General features: G+C 75.0%; 13 protein-coding genes. 4 read left to right on the top strand and 9 right to left on the bottom strand.

Annotation, left to right across the window (positions count from 1 at the left end; all coding sequences use genetic code 11):
* The first annotated feature begins 1 nt into the window (after position 1).
* Positions 2-496: a hypothetical protein gene (locus AC0VX0_RS09005; RefSeq protein WP_036337079.1), complete on the top strand. Its 495-nt coding sequence runs from the start codon at positions 2-4 to the stop codon at positions 494-496.
* Positions 493-990: an HIT family protein gene (locus AC0VX0_RS09010; protein WP_070709449.1), complete on the top strand. Its 498-nt coding sequence runs from the start codon at positions 493-495 to the stop codon at positions 988-990. Before AC0VX0_RS09005 ends, AC0VX0_RS09010 begins: the two co-directional genes overlap by 4 nt.
* Positions 991-1,033: 43 nt before the next feature.
* Here the strand turns inward: AC0VX0_RS09010 and AC0VX0_RS09015 are convergent, their stop codons facing one another.
* The 6 genes from AC0VX0_RS09015 to AC0VX0_RS09040 all read right to left on the bottom strand — a co-directional run bounded on the left by AC0VX0_RS09015 (position 1,034) and on the right by AC0VX0_RS09040 (position 9,758).
* On the bottom strand, positions 1,034-2,098 hold the full coding sequence (locus AC0VX0_RS09015) for a polyprenyl synthetase family protein (RefSeq protein WP_357013172.1): 1,065 nt from the start codon (positions 2,096-2,098) through the stop codon (positions 1,034-1,036).
* On the bottom strand, positions 2,095-3,495 hold the full coding sequence (locus AC0VX0_RS09020; RefSeq protein ID WP_357013174.1) for a geranylgeranyl reductase family protein: 1,401 nt from the start codon (positions 3,493-3,495) through the stop codon (positions 2,095-2,097). The genes AC0VX0_RS09015 and AC0VX0_RS09020 overlap by 4 nt, the downstream gene beginning before the upstream one ends.
* Positions 3,492-5,429 carry a 2-succinyl-5-enolpyruvyl-6-hydroxy-3-cyclohexene-1-carboxylic-acid synthase gene (gene menD / locus AC0VX0_RS09025; protein ID WP_041104939.1) on the bottom strand — a complete coding sequence of 646 codons (1,938 nt, stop codon included), beginning with the start codon at positions 5,427-5,429 and terminating at the stop codon, positions 3,492-3,494. Before menD ends, AC0VX0_RS09020 begins: the two co-directional genes overlap by 4 nt.
* Positions 5,430-5,545: 116 nt before the next feature.
* Complete coding sequence (locus AC0VX0_RS09030; RefSeq protein WP_169577776.1) at positions 5,546-7,690, bottom strand: PhoX family protein; 2,145 nt, start codon at positions 7,688-7,690, stop codon at positions 5,546-5,548.
* Between the two features lie 227 nt (positions 7,691-7,917).
* The gene (locus AC0VX0_RS09035) at positions 7,918-8,991 is read right to left on the bottom strand and encodes an o-succinylbenzoate synthase (protein WP_036318002.1); all 1,074 of its coding nucleotides are present in this window, start codon (positions 8,989-8,991) and stop codon (positions 7,918-7,920) included.
* A gap of 80 nt (positions 8,992-9,071) precedes the next feature.
* Positions 9,072-9,758 carry a hypothetical protein gene (locus tag AC0VX0_RS09040; RefSeq protein ID WP_036317999.1) on the bottom strand — a complete coding sequence of 229 codons (687 nt, stop codon included), beginning with the start codon at positions 9,756-9,758 and terminating at the stop codon, positions 9,072-9,074.
* Between the two features lie 110 nt (positions 9,759-9,868).
* Between AC0VX0_RS09040 and AC0VX0_RS09045 the strand changes: the two genes are divergently transcribed.
* Positions 9,869-10,729, top strand: coding sequence for a phosphatase PAP2 family protein (locus AC0VX0_RS09045; protein WP_377636220.1), 861 nt, complete (start codon positions 9,869-9,871; stop codon positions 10,727-10,729).
* A gap of 126 nt (positions 10,730-10,855) precedes the next feature.
* Here the strand turns inward: AC0VX0_RS09045 and AC0VX0_RS09050 are convergent, their stop codons facing one another.
* From AC0VX0_RS09050 to AC0VX0_RS09060, 3 genes are read right to left on the bottom strand one after another with little or no spacing between them, the layout of a single operon-like run.
* The gene (locus tag AC0VX0_RS09050; protein ID WP_036316711.1) at positions 10,856-12,346 is read right to left on the bottom strand and encodes a dihydrolipoamide acetyltransferase family protein; all 1,491 of its coding nucleotides are present in this window, start codon (positions 12,344-12,346) and stop codon (positions 10,856-10,858) included.
* The gene (locus AC0VX0_RS09055; protein WP_036316710.1) at positions 12,343-13,392 is read right to left on the bottom strand and encodes an alpha-ketoacid dehydrogenase subunit beta; all 1,050 of its coding nucleotides are present in this window, start codon (positions 13,390-13,392) and stop codon (positions 12,343-12,345) included. Before AC0VX0_RS09055 ends, AC0VX0_RS09050 begins: the two co-directional genes overlap by 4 nt.
* Positions 13,393-13,394: 2 nt before the next feature.
* Positions 13,395-14,597 (bottom strand): thiamine pyrophosphate-dependent enzyme, encoded by a 1,203-nt coding sequence (locus AC0VX0_RS09060; RefSeq protein ID WP_036382945.1) that lies wholly within the window; start codon positions 14,595-14,597, stop codon positions 13,395-13,397.
* 189 nt (positions 14,598-14,786) lie between these two features.
* Here AC0VX0_RS09060 and AC0VX0_RS09065 point away from each other — a divergent pair, with 189 nt between their 5' ends.
* Positions 14,787-15,260 carry an Lrp/AsnC family transcriptional regulator gene (locus AC0VX0_RS09065; protein ID WP_036316705.1) on the top strand — a complete coding sequence of 158 codons (474 nt, stop codon included), beginning with the start codon at positions 14,787-14,789 and terminating at the stop codon, positions 15,258-15,260.
* Positions 15,261-15,280 lie beyond the last annotated feature (20 nt).

The raw sequence follows: 15,280 nt of genomic DNA on the forward strand, positions 1-15,280 counted from the left end.
CATGCCCGCCAAGCCCCCCGCCCCCGTGTACCTCCCGGCCTTCCAGCGGCTCGTCCCGGACCTGCTGGGCGACGCCTGGGCCGAGGACGACGGCCTCTCCCCGGCCGACGTCGACGCCCGACTGGCCCAGTCCCCCGCGGCGGAGCAGCTCGGTGCCGGGCTCATGATCCCGGCCGCCCTGCGCGAGTTCTACCTCGCCCTGGGCAACTGCGGCGACCTCATGGAGACGGACCACTACGTGTGGGACCCCGAGGACCTCGAGGTGCGGGACGGCTTCCTCATGTTCCTGGAGGACGCGGACGAGACGGTCGTGTGGGGCCTGCCGGTGGACAACCTGGCGCTGCCGGACCCGCTGGTGTGGCGGCGCTCCGCCGGCGCCGACGCGCCCGAGGGCGAGTGGCAGGACGAGGGCGGCACCTTCAGCGAGTTCCTGACGGACCTGCTCGCGTGGACCTTCGAGGACCCCGAGGACGACGGCGAGGGGCTGGACCGGTGACCGCGCCCGCCCCGGTCTCCCACGCCCCGGACGACTACGTCTGCCCGTTCTGCGGGCTCGTGGCCAGCGACGTCTCCGACCCGGGCAACCGCTGCGAGCTCGGGGACACCGTCTACCAGGACGAGGACCTGCTCGTGCTGATCGCCGTGGACGGGTTCGGCGACCACGAGGGCCACGCCATGGTCTGCCCGGCCGAGCACTACGAGAACCTCTACGACCTGCCCCCGCGCGTACTGCAGCGCATCGCCCTGATGGCCCAGCAGGTGGCGCTGGCCATGAAGCGCGCGTGGGCCCCGGACGGGGTCTCCACGCGCCAGCACAACGAGCCCGCCGGCAACCAGCACGTGTGGCACTACCACCTGCACGTGTTCCCCCGCTTCGAGGGGGACATGCTCTACCGGCAGCTGCGCCACCCGGTGGCCCCGGAGGTCCGCGCCGGCAAGGCGCGGGAGCTCGCGGCCGCGCTGGACCCCGCCCCGACCCGCCTGGACTGAGCGGCCGCCCCGGATCGAGGCGGCGACGCCGCCGACCGCGGCGTCAGGCCGAACGCCCCACCACGTAGTCGGCGAACGCCTCGAGCGCCGCCTTCACGGCGGAGTCCGGCAACGGGGCGAGCGCCTGCTTGGCCTGCTCCGCCCAGCCGCGGGTGATCGCCCACGCCTCGTCGATGGCGGGGTGGCCCGTGAGCGCGGCGACGGCGGCCGCCAGCTGCTCGTCGGTGTCGAGCGGCCCGTCCACGAGCGCGCGCACCCGGCGGGCGTCCTCGGCCTCCGGCCCCTCGCCCTGCGCGGCGCGGGCCAGCAGCAGCGTGGTCAGGGTGGGCACGCGCTCGCGCAGGTCCGTGCCGGGGACCTTGCCGATCCGCTCGGCGTCGCCGGTGAGGTCGATCAGGTCGTCGGCGAGCTGGAAGGCCAGGCCCACCTTCTCGCCGTATGCGCGCATCACCTGGACGGCGGCCTCGTCGGCTCCGCCCAGCAGCGCGCCGAGCATGCCGGCCGCGGCGATCAGCGAGCCGGTCTTGCCGGAGAGCACCGCGTAGTAGTGCTCGATCGGGTCCGCGCCCTCGGCCGGGCCGCGGGTCTCCCACAGCTGGCCCTGCACGAGGCGTTCGAAGGTGTCCGCCTGGATCTGCACGGGCCGCGGGCCGAGCTCGGCCATGAGCTGGGAGGCGCGGGCGAAGATCAGGTCGCCGGCCAGGATCGCCGCCGAGTTGCCCCACAGCCGGTGGGCGGCGGGGGCGCCGCGGCGCACGGGGGCCTCGTCCATCACGTCGTCGTGGTACAGCGTGGCCAGGTGCGTCAGCTCCATCACGACGGCGGCCTGGCGGACGGGCGCGTCCACGTCGGCGACCTCGCCGGAGGCCAGGGCGGGGTCGCCCAGGAGGGAGGCGAGCACCGTCAGGACCGGACGGACCCGCTTGCCGCCGGCGGCCATCAGGTGGTGGGCGGCGGTGTCGGAGAACAGGTCGTCGAAGCCGAGGGCGGTGTCCAGCTGCTCCTCGACCTGCTCGAGCGCGGTCAGCACGACCTCCAGGACACGGCCGTGCTCGGCGAGGGGTTCGAAGCCGGAGGGCAGGGCGAAGCCGGGGTCTGCGGTGGTCACCGGGCAAGCCTACCCAACGGCACGCCGCCCGCGGTCGTCAGCGCGGGGGTGAGCGCCTCGAGCACGCGGACGGCCCGGTCGACGGCGTCGCCGCCCCGCGCGTCCACCGTGTTGCCCATGACCTTCACCGCGGCCCGCAGCAGCGGGGGTGCGGCCATCCCGGCGCCCAGCGCCGCCTTCATCACCCGCGGATCGCCGATCAGGCGGGCGAACCGGGCGCCGAGGGCGAAGTGGCGGCCCCACAGGTGCTGGGTGATCACCGGGTAACGGGACAGGATCGCGTCCGCGGCGCCGTCGGTCCCGGCCGCGTGCGCCTGCACCGCCAGGTCCGCGGCGAGGCGGGCCGCCTCCATCGCGAACCCGATGCCCTCGCCGTTGAACGGGGAGACCATGCCGGCCGCGTCGCCCACCAGGAGCATGCCCGGCACGTGCTGGGGGGTGCGGTTGAACGCCATCGGCAGGGCCGCGCCGAGGATCCGCGAGGTGCGCGTCTGCTCGGCGATCCCCCAGTCCGCGGTGAGCGCCCCGGTCCAGGACTTCAGCAGCCCGCGGTAGTCCAGCTTCCCGAACTGCGGGGAGGTGTCCAGGATGCCCAGGCCCACGTTCACGGTGCCGTCCGCGAGCGGGAAGAGCCAGCCGTATCCGGGCAGCGGGTTGCCCTCGGCGTCCGGCAGGCGCAGCCAGGACTCCATCCACTCCCCCCGGTCGCCGGGCGGGGCGGGGATCGCCCCGTCGGCGGCGGCGCCGGCGGTGTAATAGGCCCGCACGGCCACGCCCATGGGCCGGTCCTCGCGGCGGTGCAGGCCCGCGGAGACGGCGGCGCGGGCGGAGACGCCGTCGCACGCGAGCACGATCGGTGCGGTGAAGCGGGCGGTCTCCCCGGTCTTTCGGCCGTTCGGCGCGATCAGCTCCGCGTCCAGCCCGACCACGCGCCCGGCCTCGTCCCGCACGACGCCGGTGACGGCGTGCCGCTCGCGGACCTCGGCGCCGCGGGTGCGCGCCAGGTCCGCCAGGAGGGCGTCTAAGTCCCGGCGGGTGCGTGTGAGCGCGTAGTCCGGCCAGGTCTGGGTGGGCGCCCACGGCACGTCCACGCTGCGCTCGCCCGCGCGAAGCCGCAGGCCGCGGATGACGCGCCAGCTGCCGTCGTCGCCGGGCTCACCCCGGTGGGGCACGCCGAGCAGCTGCAGCTCCCGGACCGCCTGCGGGGTCAGGCCGTCGCCGCAGACCTTCTCACGCGGGTGCGCGGTCTTCTCGAGCACCACCACGTCCAGCCCCGCCGCGGCGAGGTGGGCGGCGGCGGTGGCGCCGGCGGGGCCGCAGCCGGAGATCAGCACGTCGGCACGGCGCACGACGGCGGGGGTCGAGGCGGGCGCGGGCGACGTCGGCGTGCCGGTCACTGGGGGGCCTCCTCGGCGGCGAGCTCGGCGGTGGGCGGGGCGGGGGCCGGGCCGGCGTCCGGCGCGGGGTCCGGGACGGGGCACGCGGGCGGGAACGTGGCGCGCACCGCCGCGGCCAGGGCGGCGGCGACGCGCGGGCGGTCGGCGCGGTCGCAGCGGACCTCGAGCAGACGCCGGCCGCGCACCGGGTCGGACAGGGCCCGGACGAGGTCGACGCGGTCGGTGACCCGCGTGTGCGGGAGGCCGTACGCGGCGGCCAGGGCGGCCAGGTCCACGCCGTGCGGGGTGCCGAAGAGCCGTTCGACGGGGTCCGCCATGCCGGGCGCCTCGGCCACGGCCCCGTGTTCGAGGCTCGCGAAGATCGCCCCGCCGTCGTCGTTGACGACCACGAGGTCGAGGTCCGGCTCGGTCTCGGTGGGGCCCACGAGCAGGCCGCCCGCCTCGTGCAGGGCGGTGAGGTCGCCGAGCAGGGCCACGGTCCGCCGTCCGCGCGCCAGTGCGACGCCCGCGGCCGTGGAGACGGTCCCGTCGATCCCGGCGAGCCCGCGGTTGGCGTACACCTCCGCGTCCGGCGCCGAGGGGGGCCGCCAGGTCAGGTCCACGTCCCGGATCACCGAGGACGAGCCCAGCACGAGCGGACCCCGGACCATGGCGGCGCTCACGTGCGCCACCGTCTGCGGGCTGAGCCGGTCGCCGGCGTCGGTGGTGACGAGCGCGTCCTCCACGGCGGCCTGGGCGCGCATCGAGGCGTGCTGCCACGCGGCGAGCCAGCCGGGCTCGCCCTGCCCGGCGAAGGCGGCGAGCTCCTCGAGGGTCTCCACGGGCGTCTCCCGGCGCCGGCCCGGCTCGAACCATGGTGCGGGCTCGGGGGCGTGCAGGGCCGTGGCGACGTCGGGGCGGGCCAGCAGGGCGTTGACCGTCCGGGTGAGCGTGGGCCGGCCGAACAGCACGACCCGTTCGATGCGGGCGGCAAGGGGGTGTGCGTCCGCGTCGCGCCCGCCGGCCGCGCCCAGCAGGAGCGGATAGGCGGCGATGGCGTTGGCGGAGAACCGCGCGTTCGACGACGGCTCGGCCAGCAGGGGCAGGCCCAGGGACAGCGCGAAGGCCGCGGCCACGGGGCCGGCGCCGTGGCAGGCCAGCACGACGGTGCGCCGCTGGTCCAGGCGGGCGACGTCCAGCTCGGGCAGCCCCGAGAGCACCGCCCCGGGCGCCCGGTAGGCCGACGCGGCGGCGGCCGGGCTCGCGCCGGTCGGGGCGACGGCCGGAGCAGGGGTGTGCGGCGCCGCGGCGGCGCCCATGGCGGCCGCCTCCTCAGGACTCGGCACGAGCGGGTCGCGGAAGTGCAGGTTCAGGTGGACCGGCCCGGCCGGGGCCTCTGCCATCGTCACCGGACCGGGCGCGCCGTCGTCGGAACCGGCCTCGGCGACGACCCCCTCGGCCGCCAGCAGGGCCCGGCGCACGGTGGCCCGCACGTGGCGCAGATGCTGCTCGGCATCCACGCCGTCGGCGGCGTCGCAGCCGAGGGAGGCGGCATGGCGGACGTGCGTGCCGAACACGCCCCTCTGGTCCGTGGTCTGGTTCGCGCCGGTGCCGTGCAGCTCGGGCGGACGATCCGCGGTCAGCGCGATCACGCGCGTGCCGGCGTGGATGGACTCCATCAGGGCGGGCAGCAGGTTCCCGACGGCGGTGCCCGAGGTGGTCAGCACGCCCACCGGGCGCCCCGAGGCCAGCGAGAGCCCGTGGGCGAGGAAGCCGGCCGAGCGCTCGTCCACCCGCACGTGCAGGCGGACCTCGCCGGCGCGCTCGAGGGCCGCGAGCGCGTAAGCCAGCGGGGCGGAGCGGGAGCCGGGGCAGACCACCGCGTCCCGCATGCCGGCGTCGATCAGGGCGGTGGCGACGGCGCGCGCCACGGAGAGGGAGTCGACGGAGGTCATGGTGGCCACCAGTCTAGGCCCGGGCGCGGACGGGCCCCGGACGCGGCGAGGCCGCCACGGTGACGCGGTGGCGCCGGCCGTGACGGCCTCGTCGAGGGTCCTCGCGGAGGCGGGGGTCAGCCCTTCGGGCCCTTGCCGTTGCCGTTGCCCTTGCCGTTGCCGTTGCCGTTGCCCTTGCCCTTGTTGCCCTTCTCCTTGCCGGCGCCCTTGCCGATGCCGTTGTTCCCGGTGGCGTTGAACACCTGGACGACGCACGGACGCGGGGCCGCGACCTTGTCGCCCACCTGGACCGGGCCAGTCGGGCTCAGGAAGTCCGGGAAGTAGGAGGTGTGCGCGCCCCAGGTGCCGTCCTCGCCCGGGTGCTGGACGTTGACGAACACGGAGTTGTCGCGGTCGTGGATCACGGGGCCGCAGGTCTCGGCGTCGCGGGGGACGGCGAGGAACTGCTGGACGCGGCCGCGCTCGGCGCCGTCGAGGGTGACCTTGTGCAGCGCGTCGGCGTAGCCGATGGTGCCGGGCTGGCCGTCGGTGGAGATCCAGAGGTTGCCCTCGGAGTCGAACGCCAGGTTGTCCGGGCAGGAGATCGGGGAGACCTTCTCCTTCGGGTAGCCGGCGAAGTAGGCCGAGGAGGAGACCGCCGGGTCGCCGGCGAGCAGCAGGATGACCCAGGTGAAGGTGGTGGAGGTGTGATCCCCGCCCCGCTCGGTGATCTCGATGACGTGGCCGTCGCGGTTGCCGATGACCGGGTTGGCCTCGTCCACGGCGGTGCGCTTGGTGTTGTTGGTCAGGGCCGCGTAGACCTTGCCGGTGACCGGGTTGGTCTCGACGTCCTCCGGGCGGTCCATCTTGGTGGCGCCCATCTTGTCTGCCGCGAGGCGGGTGTAGACGAGGACCTCGGCCAGGGACATGCCCGGGACGAAGGACGTCTTCTCGTCGGCCAGGGCGATCCACTCGCCGGAGCCGTCGAAGGCGCCGTCCGAGGGCAGGGTGCCCCTGCCGTCGATCTGGGCGGCCGGGGAGTCGCCGGAGAACTTGGCCACGTAGAGGGTGCCCTTGTCCATCAGGCGCATGTTGTGCTTCTTGTCGCCCTCGCGGACCTTCTCGGCGGAGACGAACTTGTACAGGTAGTCGTGGCGCTCGTCGTCGCCGGAGTAGACCACGGCGTGGCCGGACGGGGAGATCACGGCGGTGCCGGCCTCGTGCTTGAAGCGGCCCAGGAGGGTGTGCTTCACGGGCGTGGAGGTCGGGTCCTCGGGGTCGATCTCGACGACCCAGCCGAAGCGGTTGGCCTCGTTCTCGTAGCCGGGCTTGGTCAGGTCGAAGCGGTCGTGGACCTTCTCCCAGCCGCGGCTGGTGGCGGCGGCGGAGATGCCGTAGCGCTTCTCCTCGGCCGTGCCGCGGCCCTTGAAGTACTGGTTGAAGTTCTCCTCGCCGGAGAGCACGGTGCCCCACGGGGTGGTGCCGCCGGCGCAGTTGTTCAGGGTGCCCAGCACGCGGGTGCCGGTCGGGTCCTCGACGGTCTTGAGCAGCGCGTGGCCGGCGGCCGGGCCGCGGACCTCGAACTCGGTGGTGCCGGTGATGCGGCGGTTGCGGCGGCCGCCGCGGACGTACTCCCACGGGGCGCCGCGCTTGGCGCGCTTGAGGTCCACGATGGACAGGCCGTGGGCCTGGAGGCCGACGTTGACGACGTCCTCGAAGTTCGAGGCGATGTACTCCGGGGAGAACATGATGTTCTCGTTGGTGTACTCGTGGTTGGAGACGAGGTAGCCGGAGCGGTCGTTGCCGCCGTCGGTGATGATGTTCAGGTAGTCGTTGTTGTAGCCGAACTGGGCGGCCTGCGACGCACCGGTCTGGTGCTCGATGTCGAACTCCGGGGAGTCGGCGAACAGCGGGTCGCCCCAGCGGATCACGGTGCCCCAGTCGTAGCCCTCCGGCACGGTCATGGTGTCCACGGTGCGGCTCACCGGCGCGATGGGCTCGAAGGGGAGCTTGCCGCCGCCGGTCGGGCGCCGGCCGTTGTCCGCGAGCGCCTCGGGGGCCTGGGCCACCTGGGAGCCGATGACGACGGCGGCGGCGAGACCGGTGCCGCCGACCAGGGCGGAGCGGCGCGAGATGGCGGTCTCCGCGATCTGCTGGAAGGTCGGGTTCGCCGAGGTGTTGGGCACCGGGTGGGCGCACGCGTTGCCGCACTTGAGCTCGCACGTGACGGCGGAGCGGTTGCCACGGGTGTGGCCGGCCATGGGGAGGAGGCGCTTCAGCATGACGGGGTCCTTCGCGTCGTGGGGATGGTCCGGGGTCCGGTGCCGGGCCGGAGACGACCCCGGGGTGAGACCGGCCGGGGCCGCCATCACCTTGGCCCCTCGCTCCGAGCGGCGAGCCACGCCCAGGTGGCCGCGAGTTGAACTCTTCCCGGCCGCCGGATTTCGCCCCGTCGACATGCTGTAATCCGGCTCACATGCCCCGCGTCGACGGGGACCGGGCGGGCTCGTCAGCCCTGCGCGGCCAGCACCGCGTGGGCCGCGCGCAGGCGGTCGGCCCACCACGCCTGCCGCGTCCCGTCCGCCCGGATGCGGTCGAGCAGCTCCGGGTCGGGGGCGGGTGCCCGCTCCCCCGGTGCCGGGAGGGCCCCCGCGCGCGGGCGCCAGGCCGGGGCGACGACGTCGTGCTCGAAGAGGGCCGCGGTGCCGAGCCCGCACGCGTGCGGCAGGGACGGCAGGCAGGCGGCGAGCGCGGCGCCGCCGGCGATGCCCACGGAGGTGTCCAGCGCGGAGGAGACCACCGCGGGCAGCCCCGCGGCCGCCACGATCGCCGCGGCGCGGCGCACGCCCCCGAGCGGCTGGACCTTCACCACGATCAGGTCCGCGGCCCCGGCGGCCGCGACGGCGAGCGGGTCCTCGGCCTTGCGGACCGCCTCGTCCGCGGCGATCGGGGTGGGGACGCCCCGGGCGCGCAGCTCCGCGCGGACCTCCGCGAGGGCGGTGATGCCGGGCACGGGCTGCTCCGCGTACTCGAGGCCGACGTCGGCCAGCGCGGTGAGCACGTCGACGGCCTCGGCGGGCGTCCAGCCGGCGTTGGCGTCGACGCGGACCTGCGCGTGGGGCAGCAGCGCGCGCACCCGCCGCACGCGGGCCAGGTCGGCCTCGCGGCCGCCGGGGACGAGACCGCCCTCGGGTCCGTGCTCGGCCACCTTGACCTTGACCGCGGTGATGCCGTCGCCGTAGCGGGCCAGGACGGCCTCGACGTCGTCCGCGGCCACCGCGGGCACGGTGGCGTTGACGGGGACGGTCTGGCGGACCGGGCCGGGCCAGCCCTGCCAGCCGGCCTCGATCGCGGCGGCCAGCCACGCGGCGCACTCGTGCGGACCGTACTCCGGGAACGGGGAGAACTCGGCCCAGCCCGCCGGGCCGCGCAGCAGCAGGGCGTGACGGAGGTCCGTGCCGCGGAACCGCACGCGCATCGGCAGGGCGACCGCGACGGCGTCGGCCAGCAGCTCCTCGACGCTCGGCAGGGCGGGACCGCCCGGCGCGCCGGGCAGCGGGGGCAGGGCGGGGGCGGTGCTCATGCGGCCAGTGTAGGAAGGGCGCTCGGCTCCCGTTCCGACGGGCGCCGGCGGGGTGGGACTGTCTGTGTCGGCGCCGACGCTCAGACGGCGCGGAGGTAGCCGAGGGCTCGGGCCAGGTCCACGGCGCGGTCGTGGGCGCCGAGCACCCCCTCCAGGCCGGCGACGACGGCGGCCGTCACCTCCTCGGTGAGATGCCAGTCGGCGGTGAACGGGTCGTCGAAGCGCGCCCACGCCGTGCCCACGGCCGCGAGCGCGCGGGTCATCTCGGTGAGGTCCCGGAAGACCGGTCGCGGCTCGTCCAGGCGGTCCTCCCAGCCCTCGTCTCCCGGGGCCATGAGCACCTGGCCGGTGGAGGCCGCGTGGATGAACGGGTCGGCGCCCTGCTTGGCCACCACGGTCCAGTCGTCGTTCCAGTCCACCAGCAGCGCACCGGTTCGGGGGTTCCACCGGTAGCCGGCCTGCTCGTCCCACAGGCGGTCCAGCGGGAAGAACATCACGGGCAGGCCGAGGGTGTCGATCTCCAGCCACTCCGGTCCCACGTAGCGGTAGAAGTCGGCCAGGTCCGGGGCGAGGGGCTCCTCGGCGGCCCACTCGATGGGCTCCTGCCGGCTCAGCCGGCCGAAGGGGGCCAGGGCGTCCCGGGCGGCCAGCAGGTCCTCGGCCGAGAGACGGGGCCGGGCGCCCGGCTCGACGCCCGGGCCGTGAGCCGAGCCGGTGGAGTCGCGGAGGGCCGGGCGATGTCCGTGGGCGGGGGGCACGCGGGTCATGGCCCCAGGCTAGGCAGGCGGCTCAGGGGCGCGGAGGACGGGACGGCGACGGGGGCGTGACCGTCCGATGAAGCCTGCATGACGGCTGCGCGTCCGACACAATGGAACCCATGCCCCCCACCGCCCGCGCCCCCCGCCGCCTCCCCTCGTGGACGTGGTGGCTGGCGCTGGCCGCGTGCGTGGCCGGCGTCGTGCTGGTCTACGCCGCCCTGGTGTGGTCCTCCGCCGGCCAGGTGCTCGAGTACCAGGTGTTCCGCGCCGTCGAGGAGCGCTACGCGGACACCGTGCCGGACGTGACCTCCCAGGTGGTGCGGATCCTGCCGCTCGCGTTGGCGGTCGGCATGGCGCTGGCCTCGCTCGGCGCGCTCGCCGTGGCCCGGTGGCGGCGGCGGGGGCTGCTCGCCCTCCTCGTGCTGGCCGGGTCCAACCTCACCACGCAGCTGCTCAAGGCGGCGCTTCCGCGGCCCGAGCACGCCGACGGGGTCCCGTGGTCCGGCGGCAACTCACTGCCCTCGGGCCACATGACGCTCGCGACGGGCGCCGCGGTGGCCGCGCTGCTGCTCGTGCCCGCCCGGTGGCGACCTCTCACCACCGTCCTCGGCGCCGTGGTGAGCGCCTGCACCGGCGCCGTCGCCTACACGGAGGCCTGGCACCGGCCGTCGGACATGGCCGCCGCGGCGCTCGTGTCCGCCGCCTGGGGCCTGCTCGCCGTGCCGTTCGCCCGGTACGACGGCGCACCGCGGCCCGCACCGCGCGGCGCCCGCGGCGTGGAGGCCACGCTCTGGTCCCTGGGCGTCGCGGGCCTGGCGGCCGGGCTGACGCTGCTGGCCCTCACCCTCGACACCCCCGCGACCAGCGGCGCAGGCCCCCACCCGGCGGCCGAGCCGGCCGGGATCCTGCTCAGCGCCTCCCCCGCGGTCCTGCTGTGGGGCGCGCTCGGCACGGCCTTTCGCCGCGGCCGCGCGGACTGACCCCTCCCCGCACGCTCACCGCACCCCCACCACGCGACGAGCCCTGCGATGTGGCGGCCATCCGCGAGGAATGGCCGCCACATCGCAGGGCTCGTCCGGGGTCGGGGCGGGCGGGGATCGTCCGGATCAGATCCGGGCGAGGGCCGCCGTCGGGTCGTGGAGGCAGTCCGCCACGAACGTGAGGAACGCGCTCGCGGTGGCGCCGTCGGTGACGCGGTGGTCGAAGGTCACGGTCATCTCGGTGACCTTGCGGACCACGATCTCCCCGTCCACGACCCACGGGCGGTCGATGATCCGGCCGATGCCGAGCATCCCGACCTCGGGCACGTTGATGATCGGCGTGGCGCCGTCCGTGCCCAGCGGGCCGTAGTTGTTCAGCGTGAACGTGCCGCGGGTGAGCTCGGCCGGGGCGGCCCGGCCCGCGCGGGCGCGGCTGACGGTGTCGTTGACCGCGGCGGTGAGCTCGTCCGCGGACAGCTTCTCCGCGTGCTCGACGGACGGCACCATGAGGCCGCGGTCGGTCTGCACGGCCAGGCCGAGGTGGACGCCGTCGACCTCCACAATCTCGTCCTTGCCGTCCGCCCCCGCCTCGATGCGCGCGTTCATCACCGGGTACCGGCGCAGGCCGGCCAGGGTGAAGCGGGCGATCAGGCCGAGCAGCGAGGGCGCGTTCTCCGAGTCCTTCGCCTTGAGCGAGGCCCGCAGCTCGAGCAGGGCGGTGACGTCCACGTCCAGCCACGCCGTGACCTCCGGGACCTCGCGGCGCGAGCGGGAGAGCTGGTCCGCGATCACCTTGCGCACCCCCGAGATCGGGGTGCGGGCGACGACGGCCAGGCCGGTCCGCCCGTCCACGGCGCCCGGCTGCGCGGCGGCCTCGGCCGCCGGGACGGCTGCGACCAACGGGGCCTGGGCCGGGGCGGCCTGCGGGGCGGAGCCCTCGGCCGCGGCGAGCACGTCGGCGCGGGTGATCAGGCCGTCCGGGCCCGTGCCGGTCAGCGCGGCCACGTCCACGCCCTTCTCGCGGGCGAGCTTGCGGACGATCGGGGAGGTCACGCGCGGGGCGCCGGCCCCGGCCGTGGGGGCCGGTGTCGGGCGGGCGGCGCCGCGGCCGCGCTTGGACGGACGGCTGCGGGAGGTGGCCCTGTGGCCGGAGGTGCCGTAGCCGATGAGCACGGCGCCGGAGGCCTCGTCGTCGGAGCCGGCGACGTCGCCGTCGCCGCCGCGGGCCTTGTCCGGCTTCGGCTGGACGCCGGCCATCTCCTCCTCGCGGTAGCTCAGCGCGCCGGGGCGGGCGGCCTCGGCAGCGGCCGCACCGGTGGCCGGCGGGACGGCCAGGGCCTCGGTGCCGGCGGCGGGCGCGGAGCCCTCACCGGACTCGCCGGCCGCGCCGATGGTGATCAGCGGGCTGCCGACGTCCATGGTCTCGCCCTCGGCGCCGTGCAGGGTCAGCACGGTGCCGGCGTACGGGCTCGGCACCTCGACGAGGGCCTTGGCGGTCTCGACCTCGACCATGGGCTGGTCGACGGCCACGGTGTCGCCCTCGGCGACGAGCCAGCGGACGATGTCGGCCTCGGTCAGGCCTTCGCCCAGGTCGGGCAGCAGGAAGGTGTTGCTCATGCGCGGGCCTCCTCGGCGTCCAGGTCCCAGTTCAGGTCGTCGATCGCGTCCAGGATGCGGTCGATGTTCGGCAGGTGGTGCTCCTCGAGCTTCGGCGCGGGGAACGGGATGTCGAAGCCGGTCACGCGGCCCACGGGCGCCGCCAGCGAGTGGAAGCAGCGCTGTTGGATCCGGGCCACCAGCTCGGAGGCCACGGACGCGAAGCCCTGCGGCTCGGCGACGACGACGGCGCGGCCGGTCTTGGCGACCGAGGCGGCCATCGTGTCCTCGTCCAGCGGGTTCACGGTGCGCAGGTCCACGACCTCCACCGAGAGCCCCTCCTCCGCGGCCGCGTGGGCGGCGGCGAGGCAGGTGGGCACGGAGGGGCCGTAGGAGACGAGGGTGACGTCCGTGCCCTCGCGGACGACGGCGGCGCGCGCCCAGGCCTCGCCGTGCTCCTTCTTGTCCTCGACGCGGGCCCAGCCCTCCTCGAACTCGGCGCGCAGCTGGTCGAGGTCGAGCTCGGCCTTGGTCCAGTACATCTTCTTGGGCTCCATGAAGACCACCGGGTCGTCCAGGCGGATGGCCGAGCGCAGCATCATGTACGCGTCCTTCACCGAGGCCGGGGTGTACACCTTCAGGCCCGGGGTGTGCGCGTAGTAGGACTCGGAGGAGTCGCAGTGGTGCTCCACGCCGCCGATGCCGCCGCCGTAGGGGATGCGGATGGTGATCGGCATGGGCGTGGCGCCCTTGGTGCGGTTGCGCATCTTGGCCACGTGCGAGGCGATCTGCTCGAAGGCCGGGTACGCGAACGCGTCGAACTGCATCTCGATCACGGGGCGGGCGCCGCCGAGGGCCATGCCCACGGCCATGCCCGCGATGCCGGACTCGGCCAGCGGGGTGTCGAAGCAGCGCTCCTCGCCGAAGCGCGCGGTCAGCCCGTCCGTGATGCGGAAGACGCCGCCGAGGGTGCCGACGTCCTCGCCGAACACCACCACCATGTCGTCGGCGGCCATCTCGTCGGCCAGCGCCGCGTTGAGCGCGGCGGCGAAGGTCAGGGTCGCCATGCTCAGGCCTCCTGGTTCTCGGAACGGGACAGCTCCTCGGCCAGCTGCGCGCGCTGGGCGGCGAGCTGCGGGGTCTGCACGGAGTAGACGTGGTCGAACAGCTCGAGCGGATCGAGCTCCGTCTCGGCGTTCATGGCGTCGCGCAGCTGCTGCGCGACGTCCTCGGCGTCGCGGGCGATCTGGGCCGAGACCTCCTCGGTGAGGGCGCCGGTGGACTCGAGGTAGGCGGTCATGCGGCGCAGCGGGTCGCGCGCCTCCCACTCCTTCACCTCGGCGTCGTCGCGGTAGCGCGAGGGGTCGTCCGTGTTGGTGTGCGCCTGCATGCGGTAGGTGTCCGCCTCCACGAGGAAGGGGCCCTGGCCCTGCCGGCACAGCTCCACGGCGCGGCCCAGCACGGCCAGCAGGGCGCCGAGGTCGTTGCCGTCCACGCGCTCGCCGGCCAGGCCGTAGCCCACGGCCTTGTGGGCCAGGGACGGGGCGGCCGACTGCTTGGCGAACGGCACGGAGATGGCGAACTTGTTGTTCTGCACGAAGAAGATCACCGGCAGCTTGAACACGGCCGCGAAGTTCAGCGCCTCGTGGAAGTCGCCCTCGGAGGTGCCGCCGTCGCCGACCATGGCCAGGCACACGACCTCCTCGCCGCGCAGGCGGGCGGCCTTGGCCATCCCGACGGCGTGCAGCATCTGGGTGGTCAGGGGCGTGGACTGGATGGAGACGTGGTGCTTCTGGGGGTCGTAGCCCTGATGCCAGGTGCCCTGGTAGGCCACCATCACCTCGAGCGGCGGGACGCCGCGGGCGATCACGGCCACGGTGTCGCGGTAGGTCGGGAACAGCCAGTCGTGCTCGCCCAGGCAGACGGCGGCGGCGACCTCGGAGGCCTCCTGGCCATGCGAGGACGGATAGACGGCCATGCGACCCTGGCGCACCAGGGCGTAGGCCTGGTCGTTGACGCGGCGGCCGATGACGAGGTGGCGGTAGGCGGCCAGCAGCTCCTCGTCGGAGGGCAGGGGATACTCGTGGCCGGGCTCGGTGCCCTGCTCCTCCGGGGCCAGCAGAGTGCCGTCCTCGCCGATCAGCTGGATGCGGCGGGCGGCGGGGAGCAGGTACTCCTCGAGGGAGATGCCGAAGGCGGCGCCGGCGTTCGGGCGGGTCTCGGCCTCGTCGGTCCGGGCGGCCCCGGGCACGGCGGGGGTGGGGTCACTCATGGCGGGTCCTCTCGATCTGTGGCCTTCAGTGTGCCCAAGAGGGTCAATGTGTCGCTCGCCCGCCCGGGATCACGAGACAATCGGGTGCAAACCAGGCACTCCATCGGACGAACTGCTATGGTGACTCGTGCCACGTAGACGGTCCGCCGCCGCGTGGCCGACCCCGTCCGCCCCGCCCCAGGAGGAGCCATGGCCGCCGAGCCGCTGGACCGCGTGGACCGCGCGATCGTCCGCGAACTGACGCAGGACGGGCGGATGTCCGTCGCGGCCCTGGCCGAGCGCGTGCACATCTCCCGCGCGCACTGCTACTCGCGTCTGAACCGCCTGCAGGACGCGGGCGTGATCACAGGCTTCACCGTGCGGGTCGACCCCGTCAAGGTCGGCTTCGGGGCCTCCGCCCACGTGACCATGAAGCTGCGTCAGCACGACTGGCGCGAGCTGCGCGCCACGCTTCTGGCCATCCCCGAGGTCTCCCACGTCTCCCTCGTGGGCGGGAACATGGACGTGATCCTGCTGGTCCGCGCGCGGGACACCGCCGACCTGCGCCGTGTGATCTTCGACGAACTGCAGACCCTGCCGAGCGTCGTCGACACGCAGACGTACATGGTCTTCGACGACCAGGCCTCCGGGCAGACCATCCCCCCGGACGAGACCGCCGACTGAGCCGATGGTCCGGCGCCCCG

It is taken from the genome of Micrococcus sp. iso_26 (assembly GCF_056172975.1).